We start from the raw sequence: 25,657 nt of genomic DNA on the forward strand, positions 1-25,657 counted from the left end.
AAATGGAATCGATCCTAGCAACCGAGCTGGCCGGGAAGGCTCAAACGCCGATGTTGCGTGCGATGCTGTCCGCCGCCATTCGCTTACGCCACTCAATAGGCCCGGAATTGTGAATGGAGCTTCCTTCAACATCGACAGCCATAATGACAGGCATATCCTGCACCTCGAATTCATAGACTGCTTCCATGCCAAGCTCTTCGAACGCAACAAGCCGCGCTGATTTGATCGATTTTGAAATCAGGTACGCAGCGCCACCCACCGCGATTAGATAGGGAGTTCTGTGTCTCACAATCGACTCGATAGCCGCCCGTCCCCTCTCCGCTTTGCCCACCATTGCGAAAAGCCCGGTTTCGGCGAGCACCTTGTCCGTAAAATCGTCCAAACGGCTGGAGGTTGTTGGGCCAGCCGGTCCGACGACCTCATCTCTCACGGCTCGGACGGGTCCAACGTAATAAATCACGCGCCCCCTGAGATCGACCGGAAGCGGCCTGCCGGCGTCGATCAACTCGACGATTCGCTTGTGGGCGGCGTCACGGCCTGTCAGCATCTTTCCGGACAATAGGAGTGTTTCCCCGCAACGCCAGGATGCCGTCTCTTCCTTCGTCAGCGCATCGAGATTAACGCGGCGAACGCCGGCTGGACTCAATTCGTCGGTTCCAATATCGGGCCAATCGCGCAAGTCGGGCGCCTCCAGCCTGACTGGTCCAGAGCCATCCAGGGTGAACTTCAGGTGCCGGTTGGCGGCGCATTGTGGGATGAGTGCAACGGGCTTGGAAGCCGCATGGGTAGGATAGGTCGCAACCTTGACATCGACGACCGTCGTCAGACCACCAAGGCCCTGGGCGCCAATGCCAAGTGCATTAATCCGCTCATAAAGCTCGATCCGAAGTGCCTCCTCCGGGCTCGAAGGCCCCCTGGCTATTAGTTCCGACATGTCGATTGGCTCGTTCATGGCCTCCTTGGCGAGCAGCATCGATTTTTCAGCGCTACCACCGATGCCAACCGAGATCAGGCCGGGTGGACACCAACCACTGCCAAGCGTCGCGACCGTGTCAACCGCCCAATCGGCAACGGAGGCGCTGGGGTTCAAGGTGGTAAAACGCGCCTTGTTCTCTGACCCCCCTCCCTTTGCGGCGATGGTGATCTCAATCTTGTTACCTTGCACCAGTTCGACGTGGACGACTGCTGGCGTGTTGTCACGGGTGTTGACCCGTCCGGCGAGCGGATCGGCAACAATCGATGCCCGAAGAGGATTGTACGAGTCTAGATATGCCTGACGGACGCCCTCATTCACGAGGTCTGCGAAAGCGCCCGCTGAGTTGATGCGGACGTCCATGCCGATCTTGGCGAAGACCACTACAAGGCCGGTGTCCTGGCACATCGGCCGCCGCCCGAAGGCAGCCATGCGGGAATTAACCAGAATCTGCCCAATGGCATTCTTCGCCGCTGGACTCTGTTCGCGCGCGTAGGCCTGCGAAAGAGACCGGATGTAATCTGGAGGATGGTAGTACGAGATGTACTGAAGGGCGTCGGCAACGCTCCTTGTGATGTCCTTGCCGGCGATGGTCCGTGTTCTTCTATTCACGAAAACTCATCCAAATGATCCGAGGCCACTCACCATCTTGAGGATTTGAAAGCTTCGCACCCCCTGCTCGCCGCCCTCGTATCCATAGCCGCTTTGCTTGACGCCTCCATAAGGCGCGTCCGCGGAAACCCCTTTCAGGTAATTCACACTGACAGCTCCCGCAGAAAGACTGTTGGTCAGCTTTCGTTGCGTATCGGCAGCGTCCGTGAAGAAGTAAGCGGCCAAACCATACTCGGTGGCGTTGGCTTCCTCAATCGCCTCCTCGAGCGCGTCGAACGGCGCCACAGTGAGGATCGGTCCGAACGGCTCTTCATGAAGCACTCTCGCTTCCTTCGGTACGCCCGTCAGGATGGTTGGCGGCCAGTAAAAGCCCGGTCGGTCGAGGCGGGCGCCACCGGTCTCGATGCGGGCGCCTCGTTCGACCGCATCCTTGGTCAGGCGCTGCATGGCTTCGATTCGCCGGGCGTTCGCCATCGGGCCCATGTCCGTTGCGGCGTCGTCTGGTAGGCCGATCCTGATCTTGCGGACCGCCTCCGTCATCCGGGACAGAAATTCCTCATAGCGGGACCGAGCGACAAAAATCCTGCTGGGCGCATTGCAGCTCTGGCCCGCGCACTCGAACTTGTATTCCGAGATCGCCGGTATGGCCTTTGCCAGGTCGGCATCCTCGCACACTATAACCGGAGAGTGCCCACCGAGTTCAAGAATGCAGCGCTGCAAATTATTCGCCGCGAGCATGGCCAGCTGTTTTCCAACAGCGGTTGAACCGGTGAAAGTCAAGACCTTCACGATTGGCGAACTGAGCAAATGCCGCGATATATGCACCGGCACACCGAAGACCAGATTGACCACGCCGTCCGGAACGCCTGCTTGGCGCAATGATTCAACGATATGGACAGCCACGCTCGGTGTCTCTTCAGCCCCTTTGAGGATCACCGGGCAGCCTGCCGCCAGCGCGGGGGCGAGCTTGCGGGCGATGAGAACGGCCGGATAGTTCCAGGGCGTAAAGGCAGCAACGACACCGAGCGGCTCCGGGACGATCATCCGGTTCGGGGCCATCGGGATCGAGGCCGACAGCTCTTCCGCATGCCTGCCGTTCCACTCCAGCGTTTCGACGGCGCGCGTGTACTCACCTGTCGCTTCGGCAATCGTCTTTCCCTGTTCGGCCGACAGGTCCCTGGCTGCTGCTTCAATCTTCGTTGCCAAAATTCTTGCGGCTGCTACCAGGATTTCGGCACGTTCTTTTGCAGGCCGTGAAGACCAAGCCTTGCGGCTGCGTTCTGCCGAAGCGAGGGCCTCATCCAGATCCGACACCGTCGCCGAGGCCACCGAGGCAAATACCTTCTCCGTCGCCGGATTAATCACCGGCAATGTGGCTCTGCTACCACCGGCTCGCCATTTGCCGTTTATAAAGAGCTCGTTGCTCCTAGCGTCGGACATGCGCGCTCCACTGCTCTGATTTGCTAGGCGAGCGCCTTTCGAGTGTCGAAACCGCTGAACTCTCGCCTGAGCCAGTTTCATCGCGACGGTCGCGGCGGGTCAAATATCGATTAGTGCCGAAATCCATCTGGAATCCAGATCGATCTAATCCGATGGCAAAAAGGTCGTGTTTTATAGATCGACGGCTGTCAGGCCGCGTCAGGAACGGATGCTGCCCAGCGGCGGCTCTCTATTAACTCTCTGGCGACCTTCGGAATGAGCTTGCGTATCGCGGAAACGGCCGCAGAACGCTCATCTTTCGGATTTACCGCAAGCACAACGGAGCGGGTAATCACCGGGTCGACGATCTTGACCGTCCGGACCAGCCCTTGAGAGGCTTCTTTCTGAACCGCAGAAGGGGCGAGAATAGAATGGGCTTTCCCCTCTATGACCATGTTGATGATCGTTGAAAGCGAGTCCACTTCAAACTTGACGTCCAGCGCGCAACCGTGTTGTGCGACGACGTCAGCCACAGAACGCCTGACATTGTTGTTGCGCATGGGAACAGCCAGCGGGAATGCATGCAGGTCAGCCAGAGATATCGCATCTTCGAAAGGCGGCTCACCGGACGGGACCACCAGACAAAGGTTTTCGCGTGCTAGCACCGTCATTCGCCCTACACTGTCCGCCGTGCGGTAGAGAACCGCCAGATTGAAGCGTCCAGCAGCCATCCACTCCTCTAGCGGTCCAGTCATACCCTCGACCATCTTGAGGGACACTTTGGGCAGTTCGTTTCTTACCGACTCAAGCAGCGGGCCGCTTAGGACTCGAGCAGCTCCAGACGGAATGCCAATAGTCACCTCCCCCGCCGGGGAAGCAGTTGTGTTGGTCAATTCCACCTCGGTAAGTCGAATTTCCCTGAGAATCGCCCGCGCCCGCTCGAGGAGTTTGGCTCCCGACGCCGTGACACTCACGCCGGTCCTATCGCGTATTAGCAACTGGGTGCCGAAACCTTCCTCCAGTTGACGCACATGTAGGCTCAGCGCACTCTGGGCGACATTGAGGAAGCCGGCGGCCTTCGTAAAACTGCCTGCTTCAACCACGCCGACGAAATATCTTAACTGCCTGATTTCCACCGGTACTCTTCCGAGGGCCAACTCCAATTTATGTAATCTATCTCGAAATGCGATGGCGCGACAGCAATAATTGTGCCACGCTGCAGAGACCCCCTGGCGAGACAATTGGAGGGCCGTGGCTTTTTTGTGATGTCTCGTCCGGTCTCATCAGTTGGCGAAGGTCTCAAACCTCCAGCTCGGCTTGCGGGCCCAAGGCAATGATTTCACGGGCCCTTCGAATGATCGGTGCATCGACCATCTTTCCGTCCAAGGCGAAAGCACCTCTGCCCCGCGCCGAGGAATCCGTTTGCGCCGCGACGACACGATGGGCCCACTCGAGTTCTTGTGCGCTTGGCGAGAAAGCCTCATTGAATATGGCCACTTGTGTCGGATGGATCGCCAAAGCTCCAACAAAGCCAAGCCGCCGCGCACGCGTCGCGGCTTCACGAAGTTTATGAGTGTCCGAAAACTCGCCGATGCTCCCTACGAAGCCCAGTGGGAGCAAGCCGGCCGCACGGGCGGCAAACAAAACAGAAAGGTTCGGCGCCAACAGAAGGTCGAACTCAGGGGAGCCGCCGACAGCGGCACTGAAGTCTTCGGGACCGAGCGCCATTGCGACCATCCTGGGATGCGCCAACGCAATGGCCGCGAGCCTTTGCAAGGCGCCCGGGGTCTCGATCTGGGCAAGGAACCGGATGCGTCCCAGCGGAAGATTTCTTTCCCCTTCAAGTTCTGAAATTGCATTCGCGATCTCTAGAACCCACTCCGCCGAATCCGTCTTCGGAAGAACAAGTGCATCGACGCCTGCCATGACGGCTGCATCGAGATCGGCCGCCAGCGCGCGGAAACCACGATTCACGCGGACCAAAACAGAGGTGCGCTCGCCCGCGACCTTTGCCACGGATTTAGAAAGTTGTCGCCGTGCCTCACCCTTCTGATCCTGAGGAACGGAATCCTCCAAGTCGAGAATGACGCCATCTGCACCCCGCTTACGCGCCGTCTCCACATATCGCGGAACGTGAGCGGGAACGAAGAGCAGCGATCTCCAGCGCGGTACAGATATCTCGCTTCCAATGGCCGCCCAGGTGTCCTTGATCATGAACTCCCCTCTGCGCCCGGTTTTAGCGAGGGCGGTGCCAGTGAGTACTCTTGGCGGCCGATACGCTGAGATGACCGGAGGGACACAGGCTCTTTGGAAATCGCGTGCGCACTCACCTTGCCGGGACGCGCTCTCATGCTGATGCGGCTCTGTCGCGCAGAAGCCCCAGGACCTCCTCGCGGACAGCCTGGGTATGAGCGCCAAGAGCCGGAACTGGGCGTAGCGAGGGCTGCTCATAATTGAAAATTGCCGCCGGCGCGATCGTCTCGACGCTTCCTTCAGGCGTGCCAATCTCGACTCTGCGGACATGTGGATGTTTTGAAACATCCGCCACTTCGCTCAGTCGGCCATATGCCAGTCCGGCCGCCTCAAGCTCCTGCATTGCTCCCTGGCAGGATAGTTCAGAGAACCGCCGTTCAATGATCTTATCAAGTTGCGCACGGTGACTGAGGCGCTCCATATTATCGGCAAAACCAAGTGCGCGTGTAAGTTCCGGCTGCTTGAGGAACTTCTCGCAAAAATTCACCCATTCGCGGTCATTCTGAACCGAAAAGATGACGTCCTTGCCATCGGCACAACGATAGGCGCCATATGGCGCCAGTGACGGGTGTTTCACACCGGCGCGTTCCGTGTGGTAGTCGCTATAGTCGTTTTGCAGAACCGGAACATTCATCCAGTCAGCGACAGCATCGAACAGTGACACCTGAATGCTGGTCCCTTCGCCGGTGACCTCGCGGTGATACATCGCCTGAAGAATGGCGCTGTGCGCTGTCATGCCCGCTGAGATGTCACAGACCGAGACCCCGACACGCGCGGGCCCTTGTTGGTTGCCTGTGATCGCACATAGACCTGTTTCGGCCTGGACGATGAGATCATAGGCCTTCAAGTGTGAATAAGGCCCTTTGTCACCGAAACCCGAGATGTCACAGGTTATCAGGCGCGGAAATCGGCGACGCAGGTCAGCAGACCCGAAGCCTAGTTTTTCGATGCTGCCCGGCTTTAGATTCTGGATAAAGACGTCAGCAGCGGCAATGAGCGTGTCGAGGACCTCGCGGTCCGCCTCCAACCTCAGGTCCAGACACACCGATTCCTTACCCCGATTAAGCCAGACGAAGTAAGCACTCTGCCCTCGGACCAACTTGTCATAGCTTCGGGCAAAGTCCCCTTCGGGCCGTTCGATCTTGATCACCCGAGCACCGGCATCCGCGAGCCGAGACGACGCGTAAGGCGCGGCCACGGCCTGCTCCACGGCTACGACAGTGATCCCCTCAAGAGAGTTCTGCATGCGACACCGCGCCTCTCATCCAACGTTTTTGGCTCGAACTCGACGACGGTTCAGCATCGCCAGCAATCGGTTCTGCTCGTTCCCGACGATGGAATATGCCTCGTCGACACCCATTCCGGGCTTCGCAAGCATCATGTCGGCCTGGGTTGCCACCGATACGTGGACAGAAGCCTGGGCGGAGAGATCTGTCTCGGTACAGCTTCCTCCAACATATGCCCCTACCCCATTCTCCTTGCAGATGAGAACGGCGCGCGCCGTATCGGCAATTGAGCCGACATCGGGTGTCTTGATTTGGACCAGATGCGTTGCTTTGGCTTCTGCAAAGAGCCGAACATCCTCGAGCGTATTGCATCTCTCATCCACGACAATGCGTGCGCTGGAACCCCGGTTGTCCAAAATCGATACGATCTTGGCGTAGTTCTCAATTTGAGCTTGTGTCGAACCAAAATCCGCCGGGGACTCGATGTTGAGCAAGAAATCCGGGACGGTATCTGCAACCTTGCAGATAAAATCGGCAATGCTTTGCGGCTCCAGGCCGATTTCCTGGCCGATCCAGCCGTACACATCGAAATGCAGCACCGGATGATACCCCGGGCCGCCGATGTCGCGTATACGCGTTGCGACCCACTTCACGAAAGTCATGAAGGTTTGGCCGTCGGCGCCGAATTTCTGCCTGGAATTTATCAGCCCGTGGGGAAGGACATCCACGGCCTTCAGAATCATTTTGTCCACGTTGATTTCGCGAGCATCGCCGCTCTGGCAATAAATCGGGACCCCACGCGTCGGCAGCGGTAGGCTAAATTCACCGCATACGATCTCCGCCATCGTCGTACGGTGAAGATGGGCGGCCGCGCGAAGTAGAGCCTGGCTGACGCCATACTCAATCGCGAGAGGTAACTGCTTGTGTTCGGAGGGCTCGAAAACCTTCGCGCAGGCATCAAGGTAGCGAGACGCATCGACATCGAGAAGCCGCGGGACCACAACCCGCGACGTCAAATCCGAGATTTGATTCGTGTCGAACAGCGGATCGCGTCCGCCAGCACCAGAGTATTGAACGTTCATCATGTCGCCCCAAACAACGGTGTCGTCATTAAGGACGAGCCCGACGCTGAGTGAAGATGCTGGAATGCGAATCGAATTGAACCCAGGCGTCGTCGGTGCGCCCACATAGATGAAACCGTCCAGGATTGCGCCGGATCTAATGGCGCCCTGATCGTCATAGAAAAATGCGCCGTTGCCAGGCGCGAGCACGACATCTTTGATCTGCAAATCAGTCACTCGATTGATTTTGAGGTGATAAACTCATTCCGGTGTTGGGAGGCGAGACGACTTGGCCTGCACCCGAATCTCAGATCTTCAGCGGTCGCGCAACGATCGCTATCCCTTCGTTCATTTCGACATGCGCCCCCGATCGTATGGCCACGACTAGGGATCTTCCAGGTGCGCGGATATCAATGGACTCAGAGGACAGCGATTCCATCGGATGCAGGATGCCTAGGAGATCTCCCTGCTTCACTTCATCCAACACCGAGCAGCCAGGTTCGAAGATGCCCGGTGCAGGCGATTTCAACTCGTCGGACGGATGCGTTTCGAGTGTTTGACCGGACTTCTCTTGACGGAATGTTGGATACTCGGCTTGACCCTCCAACAGCCCGAGCGCAATGAGCTCGTTGCGCACTCCAGCCTCGTAGATCGCGAGATTGTCCGCGCCGACCGTGCCGCCGCCGAATTCAGCGCAAACAAATACCTTGCCCTGGTTTTGGGCCAAGATATCGAACATTCCAGCCGTGTCGTTGCAATCCCAAACCAAAGCCAAGGGCAATTTGAACGCTTCCGCCATTCTGACCGTCCTGGCCATGAGATCGCGATCGGCAATCGGGTGCGTCGTGGCGGCCGGTGGAAAATCCCACGTTGGTCCAAAGCTGTGCAGATCAAAAACGGTGTCGGCCATTGCCAACAATACCCGCGAAACCGCATCCCCGATTCGTTCGGTCACTGACCCGTCGGCCCGCCCTGGAAAAACGCGATTGAGATTCAAGCCGTCGAGTGGAGTATTGCGGCTCCAAGCCTCCACGGCCAATGGATTGAGCACCGGCAGGACGATCACCCTTCCACCGGTTGGCGCTTCTGGTAGCCACTCGATCAGCTGCCGCGCGACAAGCGGCCCCTCCAGTTCATTGCCATGATTTCCGCGGGTGACAAGAAGGCGCGGGCCTTCTCCTTTATTTAGACTGAAGACCGGGAGCGAAAGCTCTCCGCAGTCGGCACCTCCCGGGACAAAAAGATGCCCCATGCTCACGCCGGGCGAAACAAGATCAAACGTGAGATGTGGTGCTTCGCTCATTGTCCAGCCTGTTGGAAAGTTCAGGGCACCTTTGCGGGTTTGCGTTTGCCCGCTCTGGAAGTATGCGCCACGCGGTGTCCAATTCGCCAATACAATATCCCGGACCGTGCTATCGCGTTTTTAGATCGCCGCAGCCTGCTTGGTGGAACTATCGCTGCTCGATGTTCACAATGAAAGCGGGAAGAATAGCTGGCTTCCCCGCTTAAACGCTAGGGACGTGCTTGCCCGCCACACGGGCCCCACACTTGGAGCGTTTCGTCACCGATCGAGGGCTAAGAAGTATTTTCCCCTATCAGGCCTTATCTTTGCGGACGTTGTCAGCAGACAGATGCGGTGCCCGTTGCACCTGTGCGAGATGAAGATTATGTGCCGATCCCCCTTTGCAGATCCATGGGCAGGTTTAGGATCTGGGTCTACCCGAAGACGTCCAGGCCGAGACCGTCTCGTCGGCGGTGGTATGCGGTTCATGGGCGGCTTCTGTGCAATGTGCCGAGCCGCTGCACGGTCTAACCACGGCTTGCTCATGCCGCCCAATAGGCCGGCCAGCGGAGCTTAGGCCATCTCGGCGCTAGCAGGCCGTTGAAGAAGTGTCCCGTTTGGCCTTGAGGATTGCCTCGTCGCCGTTGTGATAGACGAAGGTGATCTCGATGGAGCCGTCGTCGAGCAGTTCAGCATGGCCGTCGCCTGTGACCTCGTCCATTTCGTCGAATCCGACCCATGTGAAGAAGACCATCGACGGGCCGTAGCCGAGTTCGAGGGATGCCTGCATGGCGCCGAAGGCGATCTCGCCGTGGTTGCCGGCGCCGATGGTGATCGTGGCGGGTCCATCGAGGTCGAGATAATCGCGATCCCACAGATCGGCCTTGACGATGCGCCAGCGGCCGATCAGTTGGCAGCCTGCGGGCGTGGTCATATCGGCACCACCAACAACTTCGGCAGCCGCACCAGATTGTAGGCAGCGGCCGCGAAGGTAAAGGCCCAGCCGACGCGGTCGCGGCCACGGAACCGGGATTTGTCCTGTCCGGCGACCGTCTTGATCCAGCCGAACGCCTCTTCGATGCGCTTTCTGATCCGCTGGCTGACGACAAAGCCGCCATGGCGCGTGGTGCGCCCGTCAATTGCCGAACGACGTCCGCTCGTGTTCTGCGCCACATGCGGCGTCACCTTCATCGAGCGCAGTTCGTTGACGAAGTCTTCCGCATCATAAGCCTTGTCGGCGCCGAGCGTGATGGCCCGCGGCCGGTCCGCATGCGGCTCGATCATGTGCAGTGCCGCCACCCGCTCGGCATGGCCGTTGGCCAATGTCAGGCAGGCGTCGACCAAAAGGCCGTGGCGGTTTTCCATCAGCCCGTGTCCCATGAAGCACAGCTTCGCCTCCTTTCCTTTCCCCTTCTTGTAGAGCCTGGCTTCGGGATCGGTGGTCGAGGCATGCGTCTCGTTCGTCCGCTTCTGGCCATGGAAATCGGCTTCCGCATTGCGGCCGCCGCCATTTTCCGGCGGCTCGCCCGCCCCATCCCTCGGCTTGACACTCTTCATCGATGCCCAGGCCTCAATGAGAGTGCCGTCGACGGAGGAGTGATCGCTCGAGAGAAGCTTTTTCACTCTGGGCTGCGCCAGCACCGCGCCTAAGAACTTCGCCGCGATGTCGCCTTCCAGCAGCCGGTCCCGGTTCTTCGAAAACACCGAGTGATCCCACGCCGCATCATCGACGCCGATGCCGACAAACCAGCGGAACAGGAGATCGTATTCCAGCCGCTCCATCAGAAGCCGTTCCGAACGGATCGAATAGAACGCCTGCAGACGCATCGCCCGCAACAACTTCTCCGGCGGGATCGACGGTCGCCCGATCGGCGAGTAAAGCGCCGCAAAATCGTCCGCCAGCGCCAAAAGCGCCTCGTTCACCATATAGCGGATCGTGCGCAACGGATGGTTCTGGCGAACCCGCACCTCCAGATCCACATAGCTGAAAAGCGAGCCGGTCCGATCGTCGTTGCCCCGCATGCGCCATCCTCCGAATCCCTTCGGAGCAAATGAATCATGATCGTCACTCGACGGCGAGCGGCTTTTTCAACGGCCTGCTAGATGACCAAAACATAGATACTGCATTTGACGCAAGGCAGCAGGTGATCAATGTTGGACCGGAAGGAACCTCCGCGCATGCGAGCTTATGCGACCGCTAAAACGGGAGCCGAACGCTCCGAGAGATGAATAGTCTTGCTGGCGCAGACGCCGAACCGATTTCGCCGGGAGCATTTCCGCCGCTGAGAAACTGGATATTTCGTTCGATCTGGCTGGCCTCTCAAGTCTCCTCCCTCGGCTGGTTGATGCAGACCGTCGCCATCAGCTGGCTGATGGCGACGGTCTCGACTTCCGATTTGATGGTTGCGCTGGTACAGGCTTCATCGAACTTACCCGCGCTCATTTTGTCTATCTTCGCCGGGGTTCTCGCGAACAATTTCAGCCGCCGCAGGTCATGTTCGCCGGCCGGTTTCTTTGCAATTGCATCGGCAATGCCGACGTGTTTGTGGCGCGGGGCTTTGTCAATCCATGGATGATCCTCGGCTTCAGTTTTTTAGTTGGGCGTGCGGCGCAGCTCTCAACGGATCCCGCCTGGCGAGCTTCGGTTGGCCATGGTGGATCGACGAGATGTTCCCGCTGCGGTCACCCTCCTCTCTGTAGGCTTCAACACATCCGGACCGTGGGTCCGGCGCTCGGCGGCATCGTGGTTGCCTCGTTCGGACCGCTGGCGGCTTTCACCGTAACCACACTCCCTATTTGGTCCCTGGGCACCATATGGCGCTGCAACCTCCCGTTCCCTTGCACTGACCTCTTCTATTTCTATTGGCAGCGATCGCACTCGCCTTGGGCGGCGCGAGCTGGTCACCGCCTAGTCAGAGGGTGGAGTGAGCATGCAACTGGCGAGCCCGCACTGGGATCGTCGTTGCAGCGGGCGTTTGTTTCCTGTTGCGAGCGCCGCGAGTCCGAGACCGATCCTTTGGAGGAATTCAAGCCCCCAGCTGTCGCTCTCAATCTGAAGCCGAGGACCGATCGATCGGGATCACCCTTGGCAGTTTCAGATACTGTCTAGGATCGCCTGAGCGACGGCACTTTCGCAGATATCGGCGGTGGCCAGGTTGACAATCAAACTCAGCCATCCGTATTCAACGCAATGCGTCGCTTGCGGCCAACAATCTTCTTGGGGCGTCATAACCCTTGTTTCAGCGCGCGGAGCCTTTGAACACTGGCTGTGGACGCTAGCCATCGGACCGCCTCGCACCCAGCTCGCCCGCGATCCAGCATCAACACTGCCCTTTGATCGAGATTGCTGATTTCGAACAAATTCTAAATTAGAACATCTCTCCAGCAAAAACATGTAAACCTTCGGATTTCACAGCGGTCGTCGCCGAAATCTCAAAACGTCTCATCGGCTTATTTTTGTGTACTGTTTCACCAACGTAGTAACAACCAACCTTTAAATTTTTAATTAGCGACCTAGTGTTGCTCTTTAAGATGAATACATTTACTTTGGCAAGTTTAATGTATTCGAAAGCGAATTGAACTACTGCCCTGCTGGCCTCAACCCCGATCCCCTTCCCTGAAGCCGCGCCGTGGAGGCAGGTTACGCTTTCCACGTTATTCGGACCTTCGGGCAAATACAGGCCGCTGCACTTCAATCCAGAATAGCCAGCGAATTTTCTGACTTTGGCTTCATCTTTGACGAACACCATCCATATGCCAAAACGATTCTGCCGCCAATGATTTATCAACTGAAGCAGTTCAGCTTTCGACTGTTCTATCGTCGGATAGACCCCATCTCCGATAGCGTTTACGACGAACGGATCGCTATGAAGTCCATGTACAAGAAGCTCATCGCTATGCGACGGCGGCCTTAGGGTTAGACGCGGTGTTTCCAGGATGTGCATGAAAAATCCTCTTTTGATCCGGTATTGACGATCGTGCGGCCACAAAACGTGCGTATATTATCCTCTAGAATACGCGCTCCTTGGGTTAAATCTCTAAGAAAACTCTGCAATAATCGGTCGTCTCCCATCAAGTGGTGTAGCTCGGCGATTGCGAAGCCGCTCGCGAGCGCGCCTTCGATAGCGTTGTAGATGCTATGGGCCGCGGCGAGTGTGTGGCACCCTCGGCGCTGTTGAGCAGCTACCCAGGGTAGCGCCCCATGTCACCATCCTTTGATGCAAGCAAATCCCGTACCGCCCTTGATCAGGACAGCACGCTCGTCGCAGTGATTAAGATGAGCCAGACGCAGTGGCTCATTGCTGCGATGGTCCCTGGTCGTCAACCGCATCAAGGCAATCCTCCCTCGCTTCGGCATTCGCACCTTCAAACCCAATCTGCGCAAGGCTGCCGAGAACTGGAAGCTCTGCATACGGCAGAGGGTATGCCCCTGCCAGAACGAAGCCGAGCCGAGTTGCGCCGCAATCTCGGATGGCTCCACCTGTTGCGTGAACAAATCCATGAGATCGAACAGGAGCGGTTGCGGCAGCTCTCGGTGGTTCCGGACACGAAGAAGGGTCCGCTCGCGATGGTTCGCCTTCTTGCGCGGATCATCGGCGTCGGTATCGAGACTGCGGACATGCTGGTGAATGAGATTCTCTCACGCGGCCTGCGCGATCGGAGAGCCGTCGCCCGCTATGCCGGACTTACCGGGGCGCCGGATGAGAGCGGCCAATGCAGGCGCGAGAAAGGTCGTGCGCGGGCGGAATGCTCGCGTCCGCTATGGCATCATCCTGTTGGCTTGGCGGTTCCTCCAGTACCAAAAGGATAGCGCGCTTGCGCACTGGTTTTGCGCGAGGACGGCCGATGGCCGTGGTGATACGCGCAAGACGATGATCGTAGCCTTGGGGCGCAAGCTGCTGATTGCATTCTGGCGACTTGTCACGACCGGCGAGGTCCCGAAGGGAGTAGCCCTGCGTCCGGCATAAAGCGTGGAGGAGCGTTTGACAGGACGAGCATTGAAGTTTGGCAGCTGCAATAGCGTCTGCCGATAATGATCCGAGGTGGTGGTGATCCCGGTCGCTCACATGGCTTACGACGCCGCGGTGTCGAAATGGGTCCATCGCCCGGAGCTTCGCCGCCGATGCCTATGGCTGCATCATGGTTTTTGATCGGCCAGGATCAACCGCATACAAGCTTGCGGCGCGTTTACGGCGCCTGATGGTGAGCTCCCCTCGGTTTGCAAGTTGTAGACCTCTACGAACAGGCGCCTGCCGGCTCAATGCAACGCTGCCGCCGTGCTCGTGACCATCAAGGGCACGTCGCTTCGCGATGGCCAGAGGCCTACCCTTGACCGCCACTGCGCGCGGCGCCCCCATGAACCCCGGAGCCAAAGCAGGGACAAATGGGCGCCACGGCTGAACAAGGAGACGGAACGACTGAAAGATCACGTTGACAAAGATCACCCCAGACAAGCGAGTGAGCGGCGTATCGGTGGTCATCGGCGCTTTCCGGTAGGTTTGGTTGTTGACGCCAACCCATTTCGGAAGGACCACCGATAACCGAAGACATGATGGACCTGCGCACGCTCGTGGAGAAGACCTCGGATGCAGAACCAGCACGCGGGTGCTCCGCTGCAGGCGCGATCCCTGGCGCAACTGCTGCCCCATGCGCGCACCCCGATGCTGCCGCGCGGCTGCAAGGATTTCTATGAGACGTTGCGCGCCGCCGTCCTATGCGGTCAGGCCTGCGTCAAGGACATGGGCGCCATCGTTTTTCATGGCTTTTGGCAAGGGCTGGCGGTGCTGATCGCGGCCCCTTAGCCTTCCCCGCCGATGCATCGGCGGCCGGAACCACCGCCCACGGCTTCGGTGGCAGTGTACGATCGCCAGCTCGTGCACATGCTCGCCAACATGGTGCTGGCAGCAGAGACGCGAGGCAATCATGTCTACTGACATCGCCATGAAGGTTGACGCCGACCATCGGCGTGATGCATTCCTCTACGTGCGTCAGTCCTCTCCTCGTCAGGTGTTCGAGAACACCGAGAGCACCAAGCGGCAATACGCCCTGCGCGATCGCGCAGTGGCGCTGGGCTGGCCGATCGAACGTGTCCACGTCATCGATAGCGACCTCGGCCTCTCCGGCGCGCAGTCGCAGGACCGCGACGGCTTCCAGCACCTGGTGACCGAAGTGGCCATGGGCCATGCAGGGATCGTGCTGGGGCTGGAAGTGTCGCGCCTGGCACGCAACAATGCCGACTGGCTCTTTGAGCTGGCCGCCCTGTCGCGCACGCTCATCATGGACGAGGACGGCGTCTACGATCCGGCCTATTTCAACGATCGCATGCTGCTCGGGCTGAAGAGGACGGTGACATGATACAGTACCTCTTGATCTTATTGAAAAGGCAGGGTTTCTTTGGCGCATCGGCTGATACTGGGCGACCTTTCGCGATCGCCTGGCGGATTGCCGGCTGGGCGAGATGATCCTCGCGGATGACATAGGGGGCGCCAGAGCAAGCCTGCCGTGCCGGTAACAGCCCGTCCCGGACCAGGCGAATAACGGTCATGTTGCTGACGCCGAGGCTTTTGCTGCTTCGCGCAGGACAAGCTCATGGCGCTTCCCACGTTCGCCCTCCCGGTAGAACCGGGATTTGATGCGCGCCGTGGAAATTGCGCACGCGCAGTTGGGTCCAGGTCTGTCCCCTGGCCGAGCGTATGCCGAGCCTGTTGAGAACGGGGGCGATGCTGTGATCCGGCAAAAGGCGGGCGAGTTCGCGCATCAGTTGCTCGGTCGCCACGTCGGTCTTAAAGCGGTTTTGGCCAGACCGGTTCTTCACCATTTCGAGCCGCGTGTGATCGCCGCACTGCCAGTGTAGCACCAGGTGCAGCCGACCGGCCTCGGCCGTGACAATGATCTCCTTGAGCACGGTGCGCAAAATCCGCTTGCGCATCTCGACGGACGCGGCGGGATGGTTCCACAGCGCAGGCATGTCGTCTGCGAGCGCGATAAGCATCGTGCGTTCGTCCTTGCTTAGGGCGCTCGGCTGCTCGCCGCGCAAGCTCCGGACCTGATCTTCGAGCCGCGCGACCGCCGTCAGACGGTCATTCCATCGCCGTTCGAGCTCGCCGGCGACCAAACGATTATCGGGATCAACGGCGTCGTATTGCCGGCGCGCATGCGCCGCCTCATAGCGGGCCTGGTCCAGGGCGAGCTCGCTTTGCCGCAGCCTTTCGCTGCCGGCCTGCTTGCGATCGGAAATCAATTGCAACGCCGCCTCGAGTGCCAGCGGCGCAATTGCCCGCAGCACTTCCACCGACACCGCCGCATCGATGCGCATGTTGCTGAAGACGGTACACCGTTTCTCGGTCGACGGGTCGATATCGGTACCGCACACATAGCGCGCATCGCGGCGTGAATGGTGCAGCACCTTGAGCTTGCGGCCGCAGCAGCCGCAACGCAGTAAGCCGACGAGAAGCCCACTGCCATTGCGCACCGCGCCAGCGACCTTCGTTCCCTTCATGTTCGCATTGTTGGCAATCATCGTCTGGTTGCCATCATACTCGGTCCAGGAGATAGCCATCATGGTGATCGCGGATCACAACCGCCCAGTCCTCACGTCGGGGCGCGACACCGTGGGTGACGACTTTGCGGCCGTCTTCGACGCGCGTGCGCGTGGCGGTGCGGCCAAGACATAGGCACCAGCATAGACCGGATTGATCAGCAGCTGATGGACGGCGTGGTAGCGCGGCGCTCCCCACCGCACCGTCCACCCCTGAGGGCCATGGACAGCGGTCGGCAGGTCGATCCCCTCCTGGCCCAGCCACAGGACGAGCTGGCGCACGCTGCCGATCTCACGAAACTTGTGGAACACCAGCGACAGGGCTTTGCGGATGCGCCGCTCGGGTCTTGTTCCAGGCGATCGTCAGCGCCCCACCGGTAGGCGATCGCCACCGTCGTGTGCAATTCACCGCGCGCCGCTTTCAGGCGCAACGCCTCTTGCGAGCGCTGCCGCAGCGTTGACAGCTCAAGTTCGCTGAGAGTGCCTTTCATGCCGAGCAGAAAGATATCGTTGACGAGCCGGGAATCGTAGATCCCGTCCTCATCGATGATCAGGCTGCCCACCAGGGCACAGAACTCCAAGAGGGTGTGCCAGTCGCGCCCGTTGCGGGCCAGGCGCGAGGCCTCGAGGGCAAAGACCGCGCCCGCGCCGCCGCTACGATCGCCGCCAGCAGGCGTTCGAAACCCGGTCGCGCCGTCCCGCCGCCCGAGCGGCCGAGATCATCGTCAATGAAGACCACATTCTCCCAGCCGAGGGCGTGGGCACGCGTCTTCAGGGCGTACTGGCGTCGCCGGCTCTCGGGGTTGTAGGCAAGCTGGTCCGGGGTGGACTGACGAATATAGACATAGGCGCTGCGCGCAGGTGATCGGCAGTGATTTTAGTCATCGTCCGTCGCCTCCGGTATTCTGACCGGGGCGAGTTGATCGCTGAGGAGAGCTTTGAGCAGGCTCACGATCTCCGCGCGCCTCGCTGGATCGAACAATCGGGGCACGACATCGTCGGCCGCCAACATGAGAAGATCGAGTTGCCGCTTTTGGGCATGCTGTTGCATCGTCGTCTCCATCGTTGCGAATCGCTTCAAGCGATGGCGACAAGGATACGTCCTGCGTGTCGACGAGCTGGCGCAGCTCCCGCAGGCAGGCGAAGGAAAGCCGCGGCGCGGCCACCATCGGCGGCCTCGCCGCGCCGGTCTCGTCATCCACGCCGGCAGCAGCAGCCGGCCGCCATCCGGCAGTTCGACGACAAAGTGGGCGTCGCCGGCGTAAAGGAGATGACACACGACCGTGAGGCGAGCGCCGGCATGCGGGTGATGCGGATACTGGACAACGACTTCAAGCGTTGCTGGGCAGTATGTCGCGGGTTCGAAGGGCACGATGAGCGAGGCCGAACTGCACATCCTGAAGTCGCGGCTGCAAGGCGGCATTCTCAACAAGGCGCGCCGCGGCGAGCTCGAGATGCCGTTGCCGATCGGGTTGGTCTACACCCCTGACGCGCGGGTCGTGCTCGATCCCGACCGTCCGATCCAGGACACGATGCGGCTCCTGTTCGATACCTTCCGCGAGACCGGCTCGGCCCGCGCCGTCGTGCGCCGCCTGCGGGGCGAGAAGATCCTCTTCCCCCGGCGTATCCGCCGCGGCATCGGCAAGGGTGACGTCCTGTGGAGCGAATTGACCATTCCCGCGTGCTCCAGATTCTGCACAACCCGCGTCATGCCGGCGCGTTTGCCTATGGGCGCATGCGCACAGCCTACAATGCCAAGCTCAAATCCGTGCAGCTGCGCGTGGCGAGATCCGATTGGCAGGTTCTGATACCCGAAGCCCACGAGGGCTACATTTCCTGGGCCGAGTACGAGCGCAATCAGACCACCCTGGAACAGAACGCCGCCGGCTTTTCACCTGGCCTGCGCGGACGCATGCCCCGCCAGGGCAGTGGTCTGTTGCAGGGACGGCTCTGTGCGGCCGCTGCGGTGCACGCATGCGCGTCCATTACGAGCCGTTCGAGGGGCGGCTGCGCCCGTATTATGTTTGCAACGAAGCGGTCGTGCGACACGCCGGCAAGCACTGCCAATGGGTGCGCGGCGCTCCGGTCGACGAGGCGGTGAGCGCGCTACTGCTGGAGGCGATGGCGCCGGCAGCGATCGATGTCGCGCTCGCCGTGCAGCAGGAGATCACCCAGCGCGTGGAGCAGGCCGCGGCGCTGCGCGGCACGCAGCTGCAACGCGCCCGCTATGAGGCTGAACTGGCCCGCCGGCGCTACCTGAAGGTCGATCCGGACAACCGCCTGGTCGCCGACGCACTGGAAGCCGACTGGAACGCACGGCTGCGCGACCTCGACGCACTCCAGCGCGAGCACGAGCGCCAGAACGAGGCCGACCGCTCGCTGCTGGATGAGCCAGCGCAGGAGCGCATCAGGGGGCTGGCCGCCGATTTCCCGCGCATCTCGAACGACGAGCGCACCGGTGCCGTCGAACGCAAGCGCATGCTCGGCCTTCTCATCGAAGACGTCACGCTGCTCGTCGACGAGCAGGTCAACATCCATATCCGCTGGCGCGGCGGGCGCACGCAGAGCCTGTCGGTGACCAGACCGCGGCCCATGTCAGTGATACGCAAGACGCCGGCACAGGTCGTGGCGTTGATGAATGAGCTGCTGGAGAACGCCAACGACCAGCAGATCGCCGCCCGTCTAAATGAACTCGGGCATCGCAACTGGCGCGGCGAACCCTTCACGCTGAAGAAGGTCATGCTCGTGCGCCGCACCTATGGACTGAAGAGCCGCTACGAACGGCTGCGGGAGAGCGACATGATCTCCGGCGAGGAAGTAGCCCAGCAGCTCGGCGTGTGCGTCTCGACCGTTCACCAACTCGGGCGAAAGGGGATTCTCAAGCGCCATCGATACGCCACCAACCATCGATACCTGTACGAACCGCCGGGCAACGTCAGACTCGAACAAGGCGCCGGCAGTCGATATGGTGGTCGTCCACATGGGGTAATCGCGGGAGCGAGTTGCCCCTGGAAATCATTCGTAGTCTTGGAGGGTGGCTGTTCCCCGATAGGATGGAAATACGGGCTCACGACCTGACGCCGGACCCAAACATCGAATGGAGAACAGCCTGGAAGAATATATTGGTCTCGACGTGTCGATGAAAGAGACGGCGGTGTCGATCCGCCGCGAAGGCAAGCGCGTCTGGCGCGGGACGTGCCATGAGGAGCTTCGCGGGAGGAGCCTTCAATGTGGACGACGCACTTTGCTCAGTCAGCGGTGCAACCTAATCAGTGGAATGGCTCGGCCCCACGTCCGGCAGGGGCGTCTCAGGCGCTCAGATGTTGGACGCTATCCGCAAAATTCATGTTGTGGCTCCTGCGTTCCGATCAAAGAGCTCGCCAGTCTTGAGCATCGCATGCATCGTGACCGCCAGTTTGCGCGCTACGGCAACGGCGGCCCGTTTGAAGCCGATCCTCTCGCGCAGCTTGAGGCCCCATGTGCGCAGGTGCTGTTGGTCGAGCTGCGCGTCAGAATGACCGAATGACCGATGCCGCCTCGTAGAGAAGCCCTCGCAAATGGCGTTCGCCGCGTCGGGACATATGGCCGTCATAGTCGACTTCTCCGGATTGGGAGCGGCGGGTCGTTAAACCAAGCCAGGCGCCCGAGTTCGGCGGCACGGATGCGCATGCTGCGCCAAGCCTCCAGCATCGGCAGCACGATAGGAGCGAGCCGGTCCTGATCGACAAGATCGAGCGCAGCTTTGGCATGGCGAGCATCGATGCAGATCGCCGGCACTCTCTCGGCACGCAGCGAATGATAGAACCACACCGATTGCGGCCGGTCTCGAACACCACGCGTTTTGCGGCTGGCGCTCGCTTGCGGATAAGGTTGGCAATGATCTTGGGTTCTGAGGCGCACGAAAGGGCGGGGCACCGATCTCCGCCTCGGAACATAACGTCTAGTGGTAATCTTCTCGATGGACGGCTCGCTCTCATGTCACTTTCGACAGCCACACTTTGGCACACTGCGATGCCGGGAGCGGAGGCTGTCCTGGTCGAGCATGACTTCGCAGACGATGAGATGCAGGATTCCTTTGCGCTGCCGAAGGACGACGATCAAAGATCGAAATCCGTCATGCTCCAGGTCCCTGCACCAACGCCCGGTAGCCGTTTCATTGCACGTCCCGTCTTGCAACGAGTGTTTCGGATCGCTAATGCCACATTGTGGTTCCGTATCTGGGGTATTGGGATGATAGATGACCTTGACCGGCGGATACTCGGCGCGCTCCAAAAAAACAATAGGCTGTCGTTCTCCGAACTTGCGGGCCTCGTGGCTTCGTCTGCTGCCTCATGCATGCGCCGTGTCAATAAGTTACGCGGCGACGGGGTCATCACCGCTGACATCTCCCTAGTCGACCCCAAGGCGCTCGGTAAGTCGCTGACCGTGGTCGTAACGGTGGAGCTCGATCGCGAGCGTTTAGATCTCGTCGATGACTTCAAGCGATCCATGAGGGCGGCGAAAGAAGTCAGTCAATGCTATATGGTGACTGGTGATGCGGACTTCGTTCTTATTGTACTCGTGGAGGACGTCGAGGCCTTTGACGTTTTTGTCAAGACCAAGCTCTATACAAATTCCAATGTCCGCAAGTTCAGGAGCTTGATTGCGCTGGACCGCGTGAAGTTTGAGCCCCGCGTGCTAGTGTAGCCCTTTTCAGGCTGAACATTTCCGCCACTTCTGTCCCGTTTTTGAACCGTGCATTGCGGCCGGGGCGCCACTTTGATTGCAATCAGTGCATCGAAGTCTGCGATTTAATTGGAACACCGGGCGACCGGCGGCCAGCCTCCCGCCTCCCGCTCAAGCGGTAGTCGATGGCGCTGACGACATCTGGCCGCGCGGCGTGTTGGCGGTTGGAGATGCCCCAACATTTGAAAGCTGAGATGCGGAGCAGTTAGGCGGTTCCGCAGAGGCGAATCGTGGTCGACATAGCGCTCGAATTGGAGGACTCAGGAATGACACTTGCCGCAGCCGAACCGATAACGGCGCTACCAGCGATAGAGCAACGCCACCGGGACCAACGGCAGTATCCTCATGGCGTAGCCTTCATGGACGGCCAGTATCTGCTGATGTCTGAGGCCAAGGTGTCGGTCCTGGACTGGGGCTTTCTTCATTCTGATGCCACCTACGATACCGTTCATGTATGGGACGGACGGTTCTTCAGGCTGGACCTGCACCTGGACCGATTCTTCCGCGGGATGGAAAAGCTGCGCATGAAGCTTCCCTACAACCGCAGCGAGATCGAGAAAATACTGTCCACCTGTGTGGCGCTGTCCGGGCACAAGTCGGCCTATGTTGAAATGATCTGCACGCGAGGCGGGTCGCCCACCTTTAGCCGTGACCCGCGCCAGTCGGAGAACAGGTTCATCGCGTTCGCGGTGCCTTTCGGGTCGGTCGCCAACAAGGAGCAACTTGAGCGCGGCCTGCATGTCGCCATCAGCAACACCGTCCGAATCCCGCCCAAGTCGATAGATCCGACCATCAAGAACTATCACTGGCTCGATTTGGTGAAAGGCCTGTTCGATGCATACGATTACGGTGCCGAAACTGCATTGATCGTCGACATCAACGACAACATTGCCGAGGGGCCTGGCTTCAACGTTTTCACCGTGAAGGACGGCCGCTTGAAGACACCGGCTTATGGCGTCCTTGCTGGCATTACCCGGCAGACCGTATTTGATCTATGCGACGGACTGGGCCTATCCGTCAGCGCCGGCGACATTGATCGCGACGAACTGAAGGGCGCCGATGAGGTTTTCATTACGTCTACAGCGGGCGGGATCATGCCGGTGTCCAAGATTGACGAGACCATTATAGGCGACGGCAATGTTGGCGCTCTGACTCGCCGGCTAACAGACCTGTATTGGGAGAAGCATGCTGATCCGGCATGGTCGACTGCGGTAAATTACGCGTAGTGCGCGAAATATGTCGAGAGATCCTCGCCAGTGCGGCGAGGAATGTGCTGCCGAAGTATGCCGATGACCAACGCTTTCCTTTCTCATCTTTCAAACGAACTCGCCGGCCTCAAGTCGGCCGGCCTCAACAAGTCCGAGCGGGTGATCACCTCGATGCAGTCGGCCGAGATTGAGGTGGGCGGCGAGAAGGTGCTGAATTTCTGAGCCAACAACTATCTTGGCCTCGCCGACAGCGCCGAATTGCGCGACGCGGCCAAGCAGGCACTCGACCGCTATGGTTATGGCATGGCGTCGGTGCGCTTCATCTGCGGCACGCAGGAAGAGCACAAGCAGCTCGAGGCGACGATTTCTGGCTTTCTCGGCATGGAGGATACGATCCTCTACGGCTCCTGCTTCGATGCCAATGGCGGCCTGTTCGAGACGCTGCTCGGCGAGGAGGATGCGGTCATCTCCGACGCGCTGAATCACGCCTCGATCATCGACGGCGTGCGGCTGTCGAAGGCGAGGCGCTTCCGCTACGCCAACAACGACATGGCCGATCTGGAAGCGCGGCTGAAGGAGGCAAGGGATTGCCGTTTTCGGCTGATCGCCACCGATGGTGTATTTTCCATGGACGGTATCATCGCCAATCTGAAGGGCGTCTGCGATCTCGCCGAGAAGTACGATGCTATGGTGATGGTGGACGACAGCCATGCAGTCGGCTTCGTCGGCAGGAACGGCCGCGGCTCGGCCGAGCATTGCGGTCGAGGGCCGGGTGGACATCATCACCGGCACGCTCGGCAAGGCACTCGGCGGCGCGTCGGGCGGCTACACGTCGGGCAAGAGCCAGGTGGTCGACTGGCTGCGCCAGCGCTCGCGCCCCTATCTGTTTTCCAACACGCTAATGCCGGCGATCGCCGGCGCCTCGATCCGGGTGTTCGAACTGATCCGCAACGGCGATGCGTTGCGTCAGCGCCTATATGCCAACGCAGCGCGGTTTCGCTCCGAGATGGGCAGGCTCGGCTTTACGCTGGCCGGCGCCGACCATCCGATCATCCCGGTGATGCTGGGCGACGCGACGCTGGCGCAGGAGATGGCGGCGCGCATGCTGAAGCGCGGTGTCTATGTCATCGGCTTCTCCTTCCCGGTGGTGCCAAAGGGCCAGGCGCGCATCCGCACGCAAATGTCGGCCGCACATTCCAGCGCTGACATCGATCGTGCGGTTGAGGCGTTCGCGGAGGTAGCAAGGGAACTTTCGATCATATGACCTGTGGTCTGAAGCTACCTCGCCGCCAGACAGAGCTTCGGGCGAAGACTTAGCCCGCTTTTCTCACCGCATCTGGCGTTAGGCGGTGTGATTTTTCGTGGAATGAGGACCCTGTTTGAGGGGTGATTTTCGTCCAAACGGGACCCATCAAGATGCCTCCGGTTTGATCGGAGGCATTTGTGTTTTGGATGTTGGCGTGGAGACGATTGCAAAGATACGCCGGCTGTCGCTGGTGCAGGGAAAGTCGATCAAGGCGATCTGCCGGGAGCTGAAGATCTCCCGGAAGGTGGTGCGCAAGGTGCTGCGTTCGGACGAGACGGAGTTCCGCTACGAGCGCAAGCATCAGCCCTATCCCCGGATGGGCGCCTGGCGCGACGAGTTGGATCGGCTGCTGTCGACAAATGCGGCCAAGTCTCAGCGGGAGCGACTGACGCTGATCCGCATCTTCGAGGAACTTCGCGGCCTCGGCTATGACGGCAGCTACAGTTCGGTGTGGCGGCATGCTCAGAGTTGGGAGGCGGATCGCGGCAGCGCCGCGGCCGAAGCTTATATTCCGTTGAGCTTTGCGCCGGGCGAGGCCTACCAGTTCGACTGGAGCCACGAGATCGTCCTGCTCGACCGCGTGACGGTGACCGTGAAGGTGGCGCATATGCGGCTTTGCCACAGCCGCATGTTCTTCGTTCGGGCCTATCCTCGCGAAACGCAAGAGATGGTGTTCGACGCCCATGGCCGGGCGTTCAGCTTCTTCCGCGGCGCCTGCACGCGCGGCATCTACGACAACATGAAGACGGCGGTGGACGCGATCTTCATCGGCAGGGATCGCCGCTACAACCGCCGCTTTGCGCAGATGTGCGGGCATTATCTTGTCGAGCCGGAGGCCTGCACGCCGGCGGCCGGCTGGGAGAAGGGCCAGGTCGAGAACCAGGTCGGGCTGGTGCGCGAGCGCTTCTTCACGCCGAGGCTGCGCTTCAAGACGCTGGGGTATCTCAACGGCTGGCTGGCCGACAAATGCGTCGCCTATGCCAAAGCGCATCGGCATCCCGAACAGGGCGAGCGCACGGTGTGGGAGCTGTTCGAGGAAGAGCGTGCCAGCTTCATCCCCTATGCCGGGCGCTTTGACGGCTTCCATTGCATTGCATTCCCGCGTCGGTGTCGAAGACTTGCACGGTGCGCTTCGACAACAACAAATACTCGGTGCTGTCGAGTGCCGTCGGCCGGCCGGTCGAGATCCATGCTTATGCCGACCGGATCATTATCCGCCAGGACGGCATGGTCGTGGGCGAGCATGCCCGCTGCTTCGGCCGCAACGAGGTCATCTACGATCCCTGGCACTACGTGCCGGTGCTGGCCCGCAAGCCGGGCGGATTGCGCAACGGCGCGCCGTTCCGGGAATGGGTCCTGCCGTCGGCAATGGAGAAGGTGCGCCGCAAGCTCAAGGCGGCCGATGACGGCGACCGGCAGATGGTGTCGATCCTCACCTGCGTGCTCACCGACGGATTGAGCGCGGTCGAGGCTGCCTGCCAGGAAGCCATCGAACACGGCGTCTCATCGGCGGCGGTGATCTTCAACATCCTGGCCCGCAGCCGCGATCCGGCGCCGGGCACGATCCTTTCCATTCCCCAGGCGCTGAAGCTGGCTCACGAGCCGATCGCCGACTGCGCCCGCTATGATAGTCTCAGGAGGACGAACAGCCATGGAACGCACCGAAGTATTGGAACTGATGGCGGCGCTGAAACTCTTCGGGATGCGCGCGGCCTATGACGAGATCATGGGCGTCGCCATCAAGCGGCAGCACGAACCGCCGAAGATCGTCGGCAATCTGTTGCAGGCCGAGATATCGGAGAAGCAGGCCCGCTCGATCAAATACCAGCTCACCGTCGCCAAGCTGCCACTGGCCAAGGACATCGAGGACTTCGATTTTGCCGGCACGCCGGTCAACGAGAGCCTGATCCGCGACCTCGTCACCGGCGCCTTCGTCGCCGATCAGCGCAATGTCGTCCTGGTCGGTGGGACCGATCCCACGACATAATGCACACCTCGCTATGTTATTGAAAAAGCTGGATCTGCTGATCCTGTGATTGTGATAATGGACTGTGT

General features: G+C 60.0%; 18 protein-coding genes and 10 pseudogenes. 12 read left to right on the forward strand and 16 right to left on the reverse strand.

What is annotated here, in order from left to right:
* Positions 1-40: 40 nt before the first annotated feature.
* From NKH43_RS22860 to NKH43_RS22900, 9 genes are all read right to left on the reverse strand, one after another.
* Entirely contained in the window at positions 41-1,585 is a 1,545-nt protein-coding gene (locus NKH43_RS22860) for a fumarate hydratase (RefSeq protein ID WP_352860015.1), read from the reverse strand.
* A gap of 6 nt (positions 1,586-1,591) precedes the next feature.
* Entirely contained in the window at positions 1,592-3,025 is a 1,434-nt protein-coding gene (locus NKH43_RS22865; protein WP_352860017.1) for an NAD-dependent succinate-semialdehyde dehydrogenase, read from the reverse strand.
* Positions 3,026-3,213: 188 nt separating this feature from the next.
* Complete coding sequence (locus NKH43_RS22870) at positions 3,214-4,140, reverse strand: LysR family transcriptional regulator (protein WP_128247925.1); 927 nt, start codon at positions 4,138-4,140, stop codon at positions 3,214-3,216.
* Between the two features lie 163 nt (positions 4,141-4,303).
* Positions 4,304-5,218: an HpcH/HpaI aldolase/citrate lyase family protein gene (locus NKH43_RS22875; RefSeq protein WP_352860018.1), complete on the reverse strand. Its 915-nt coding sequence runs from the start codon at positions 5,216-5,218 to the stop codon at positions 4,304-4,306.
* A gap of 133 nt (positions 5,219-5,351) precedes the next feature.
* Complete coding sequence (locus NKH43_RS22880; RefSeq protein ID WP_352860020.1) at positions 5,352-6,503, reverse strand: CaiB/BaiF CoA transferase family protein; 1,152 nt, start codon at positions 6,501-6,503, stop codon at positions 5,352-5,354.
* Between the two features lie 15 nt (positions 6,504-6,518).
* On the reverse strand, positions 6,519-7,772 hold the full coding sequence (locus tag NKH43_RS22885) for a methylaspartate ammonia-lyase (RefSeq protein ID WP_352860022.1): 1,254 nt from the start codon (positions 7,770-7,772) through the stop codon (positions 6,519-6,521).
* Between the two features lie 79 nt (positions 7,773-7,851).
* Positions 7,852-8,847, reverse strand: a complete 996-nt coding sequence (locus NKH43_RS22890) for a M14 family metallopeptidase (protein ID WP_352860024.1) — start codon at positions 8,845-8,847, stop codon at positions 7,852-7,854.
* Between the two features lie 568 nt (positions 8,848-9,415).
* On the reverse strand, positions 9,416-9,760 hold the full coding sequence (locus NKH43_RS22895; protein WP_352860025.1) for a hypothetical protein: 345 nt from the start codon (positions 9,758-9,760) through the stop codon (positions 9,416-9,418).
* Positions 9,757-10,848, reverse strand: a complete 1,092-nt coding sequence (locus NKH43_RS22900; protein ID WP_352860027.1) for an IS5 family transposase — start codon at positions 10,846-10,848, stop codon at positions 9,757-9,759. Before NKH43_RS22900 ends, NKH43_RS22895 begins: the two co-directional genes overlap by 4 nt.
* Before the next feature lie 203 nt (positions 10,849-11,051).
* On the opposite strand from NKH43_RS22900, the pseudogene NKH43_RS22905 reads away from it, so the two are divergent.
* Positions 11,052-11,935: pseudogene (locus NKH43_RS22905) on the forward strand (MFS transporter).
* Between the two features lie 259 nt (positions 11,936-12,194).
* Here NKH43_RS22905 and NKH43_RS22910 read toward each other — a convergent pair.
* Entirely contained in the window at positions 12,195-12,770 is a 576-nt protein-coding gene (locus NKH43_RS22910) for a GNAT family N-acetyltransferase (protein WP_352860029.1), read from the reverse strand.
* Positions 12,771-13,142: 372 nt separating this feature from the next.
* Between NKH43_RS22910 and NKH43_RS22915 the strand changes: the two are divergent.
* The 3 genes and pseudogenes from NKH43_RS22915 to NKH43_RS22925 all read left to right on the forward strand — a co-directional run.
* Positions 13,143-13,793: pseudogene (locus NKH43_RS22915) on the forward strand (transposase); the annotation flags it as partial.
* A gap of 618 nt (positions 13,794-14,411) precedes the next feature.
* Positions 14,412-14,627, forward strand: a complete 216-nt coding sequence (locus NKH43_RS22920; RefSeq protein ID WP_352860031.1) for a hypothetical protein — start codon at positions 14,412-14,414, stop codon at positions 14,625-14,627.
* Positions 14,628-14,748: 121 nt separating this feature from the next.
* Positions 14,749-15,177, forward strand: a pseudogene (locus NKH43_RS22925) (recombinase family protein); the annotation flags it as partial.
* 235 nt (positions 15,178-15,412) lie between these two features.
* Here NKH43_RS22925 and NKH43_RS22930 read toward each other — a convergent pair.
* From NKH43_RS22930 to NKH43_RS22950, 5 genes and pseudogenes are all read right to left on the reverse strand, one after another.
* A complete protein-coding gene (locus NKH43_RS22930) occupies positions 15,413-16,387 on the reverse strand; it encodes a recombinase zinc ribbon domain-containing protein (RefSeq protein WP_352860032.1) in 975 nt (324 codons plus the stop codon).
* Positions 16,388-16,543: 156 nt separating this feature from the next.
* A pseudogene (locus NKH43_RS22935) lies at positions 16,544-16,675 on the reverse strand (hypothetical protein); the annotation flags it as partial.
* Positions 16,676-16,827: 152 nt separating this feature from the next.
* A pseudogene (locus NKH43_RS22940) lies at positions 16,828-16,977 on the reverse strand (recombinase family protein); the annotation flags it as partial.
* A complete protein-coding gene (locus tag NKH43_RS22945) occupies positions 16,914-17,201 on the reverse strand; it encodes a recombinase family protein (RefSeq protein WP_352860049.1) in 288 nt (95 codons plus the stop codon). The gene NKH43_RS22945 and the pseudogene NKH43_RS22940, both read right to left, overlap by 64 nt.
* 39 nt (positions 17,202-17,240) lie before the next feature.
* On the reverse strand, positions 17,241-17,426 hold the full coding sequence (locus NKH43_RS22950; RefSeq protein ID WP_352860034.1) for a hypothetical protein: 186 nt from the start codon (positions 17,424-17,426) through the stop codon (positions 17,241-17,243).
* A gap of 310 nt (positions 17,427-17,736) precedes the next feature.
* Here NKH43_RS22950 and NKH43_RS22955 point away from each other — a divergent pair, with 310 nt between their 5' ends.
* From NKH43_RS22955 to NKH43_RS22965, 3 genes and pseudogenes are all read left to right on the forward strand, one after another.
* Positions 17,737-18,171: a serine integrase family protein gene (locus NKH43_RS22955; protein WP_352860035.1), complete on the forward strand. Its 435-nt coding sequence runs from the start codon at positions 17,737-17,739 to the stop codon at positions 18,169-18,171.
* Positions 18,057-18,464, forward strand: a complete 408-nt coding sequence (locus NKH43_RS22960) for a recombinase family protein (protein ID WP_352860051.1) — start codon at positions 18,057-18,059, stop codon at positions 18,462-18,464. The genes NKH43_RS22955 and NKH43_RS22960 overlap by 115 nt, the downstream gene beginning before the upstream one ends.
* Positions 18,365-19,441: pseudogene (locus NKH43_RS22965) on the forward strand (recombinase family protein); the annotation flags it as partial. The gene NKH43_RS22960 and the pseudogene NKH43_RS22965, both read left to right, overlap by 100 nt.
* Before the next feature lie 265 nt (positions 19,442-19,706).
* Here the strand turns inward: NKH43_RS22965 and NKH43_RS22970 are convergent.
* A pseudogene (locus NKH43_RS22970) lies at positions 19,707-20,340 on the reverse strand (transposase).
* Here NKH43_RS22970 and NKH43_RS22975 point away from each other — a divergent pair.
* The 5 genes and pseudogenes from NKH43_RS22975 to NKH43_RS22995 all read left to right on the forward strand — a co-directional run.
* Complete coding sequence (locus NKH43_RS22975; RefSeq protein ID WP_352860037.1) at positions 20,339-21,049, forward strand: Lrp/AsnC family transcriptional regulator; 711 nt, start codon at positions 20,339-20,341, stop codon at positions 21,047-21,049. The pseudogene NKH43_RS22970 and the gene NKH43_RS22975 overlap by 2 nt on opposite strands.
* Positions 21,050-21,354: 305 nt before the next feature.
* Complete coding sequence (locus NKH43_RS22980; protein ID WP_352860039.1) at positions 21,355-22,314, forward strand: aminotransferase class IV; 960 nt, start codon at positions 21,355-21,357, stop codon at positions 22,312-22,314.
* Between the two features lie 63 nt (positions 22,315-22,377).
* Positions 22,378-23,560, forward strand: a pseudogene (locus NKH43_RS22985) (glycine C-acetyltransferase).
* A gap of 184 nt (positions 23,561-23,744) precedes the next feature.
* A pseudogene (istA, locus tag NKH43_RS22990) lies at positions 23,745-25,321 on the forward strand (IS21 family transposase).
* Positions 25,254-25,574 (forward strand): annotated as a pseudogene (locus NKH43_RS22995) (ATP-binding protein); the annotation flags it as partial. The pseudogenes istA and NKH43_RS22995, both read left to right, overlap by 68 nt.
* Positions 25,575-25,657 lie beyond the last annotated feature (83 nt).

This window comes from Mesorhizobium sp. M1163, from assembly GCF_040318415.1.
In the GTDB taxonomy this organism is placed as follows: domain Bacteria; phylum Pseudomonadota; class Alphaproteobacteria; order Rhizobiales; family Rhizobiaceae; genus Mesorhizobium.

What these genes read in the sequence shown, in the direction of transcription:
- NKH43_RS22865 (WP_352860017.1), bottom strand. Translation starts at nt 3,025, where the DNA reads ATGTCCGACGCTAGGAGCAACGAGCTCTTTATAAACGGCAAATGGCGA.
- NKH43_RS22875 (WP_352860018.1), bottom strand. Translation starts at nt 5,218, where the DNA reads ATGATCAAGGACACCTGGGCGGCCATTGGAAGCGAGATATCTGTACCG.
- NKH43_RS22880 (WP_352860020.1), bottom strand. Translation starts at nt 6,503, where the DNA reads ATGCAGAACTCTCTTGAGGGGATCACTGTCGTAGCCGTGGAGCAGGCC.
- NKH43_RS22890 (WP_352860024.1), bottom strand. Translation starts at nt 8,847, where the DNA reads ATGAGCGAAGCACCACATCTCACGTTTGATCTTGTTTCGCCCGGCGTG.
- NKH43_RS22895 (WP_352860025.1), bottom strand. Translation starts at nt 9,760, where the DNA reads ATGACCACGCCCGCAGGCTGCCAACTGATCGGCCGCTGGCGCATCGTC.
- NKH43_RS22900 (WP_352860027.1), bottom strand. Translation starts at nt 10,848, where the DNA reads ATGCGGGGCAACGACGATCGGACCGGCTCGCTTTTCAGCTATGTGGAT.
- NKH43_RS22910 (WP_352860029.1), bottom strand. Translation starts at nt 12,770, where the DNA reads ATGCACATCCTGGAAACACCGCGTCTAACCCTAAGGCCGCCGTCGCAT.
- NKH43_RS22920 (WP_352860031.1), top strand. Translation starts at nt 14,412, where the DNA reads ATGCAGAACCAGCACGCGGGTGCTCCGCTGCAGGCGCGATCCCTGGCG.
- NKH43_RS22930 (WP_352860032.1), bottom strand. Translation starts at nt 16,387, where the DNA reads ATGATGGCTATCTCCTGGACCGAGTATGATGGCAACCAGACGATGATT.
- NKH43_RS22950 (WP_352860034.1), bottom strand. Translation starts at nt 17,426, where the DNA reads ATGGAGACGACGATGCAACAGCATGCCCAAAAGCGGCAACTCGATCTT.
- NKH43_RS22955 (WP_352860035.1), top strand. Translation starts at nt 17,737, where the DNA reads ATGAGCGAGGCCGAACTGCACATCCTGAAGTCGCGGCTGCAAGGCGGC.
- NKH43_RS22975 (WP_352860037.1), top strand. Translation starts at nt 20,339, where the DNA reads ATGTCACTTTCGACAGCCACACTTTGGCACACTGCGATGCCGGGAGCG.
- NKH43_RS22980 (WP_352860039.1), top strand. Translation starts at nt 21,355, where the DNA reads ATGACACTTGCCGCAGCCGAACCGATAACGGCGCTACCAGCGATAGAG.